The organism is Thiorhodococcus minor (assembly GCF_010820565.1).
Lineage (GTDB): Bacteria > Pseudomonadota > Gammaproteobacteria > Chromatiales > Chromatiaceae > Thiorhodococcus > Thiorhodococcus minor.
In genome coordinates this window covers 1-615 of sequence record NZ_JAAIJQ010000325.1, presented here as the reverse complement: position 1 = coordinate 615, position 615 = coordinate 1, and the positions used below count along the sequence as shown (strand labels likewise).

At 60.8% G+C, this 615-nt stretch carries 1 protein-coding gene; it reads right to left on the bottom strand.

Features of this window, described 5'->3' with window-relative positions:
• Positions 1-138: 138 nt before the first annotated feature.
• On the bottom strand, positions 139-615 hold a 477-nt coding region (locus G3446_RS27190), incomplete at its 5' end, for a glycoside hydrolase family 16 protein (RefSeq protein WP_164456752.1).

Below are 615 nucleotides of genomic sequence, written 5' to 3'. Positions count from 1 at the left end.
TTGTGCAGCCGAGTCTCGTGCTGGAGGCCCTTTAGAATTCTCATCGTTTTGTCAAAGATTTTGTCGATAAGGGACTACAGAAGACGACTGGCCCGAAGGATGATCAACGCCGGGGAAAGCTGACCGTCCCTTCAAGGATCACGGCCGGCTCCCATCGGCCAACAGCGCCTCCTTGTCGGGTCCGACGTACTCGGAGATGCGCACATAGTCGACCAGCATTCGCTGGGGCCAGGCGCTCCTGTCGATGCCCTCGCGCCCGCCCCAGCTCCCGCCGACCGCGAGGTTGAGAATCACATAGAAGGCGTGATCGAACGGCCAGGATTCCCAACCAGCCCCATCGTTTTCCACCCGGTGATAGCGCACGCCGTCGGCGAAGAAGGTCAGGTGATCGGGAAACCACTCCACCGCATAGGTATGGAAGCCGCCGGAGAAGTCCGCGATCTCGGTTGCTTCCGACCGTTCGCCGCCGTTCTTGAAGTAGGCGTCCTTGCTGTGAAGGGCGGCATGCGCGACGCCAAGCTGGTGCCCGAGATGCTCCACGATGTCGATCTCGCCGCAGTTGGGCCAGTACCAGCCCTCCTTCTTGTTAAGGCCGTAGACAGAGGGATCTTCCGG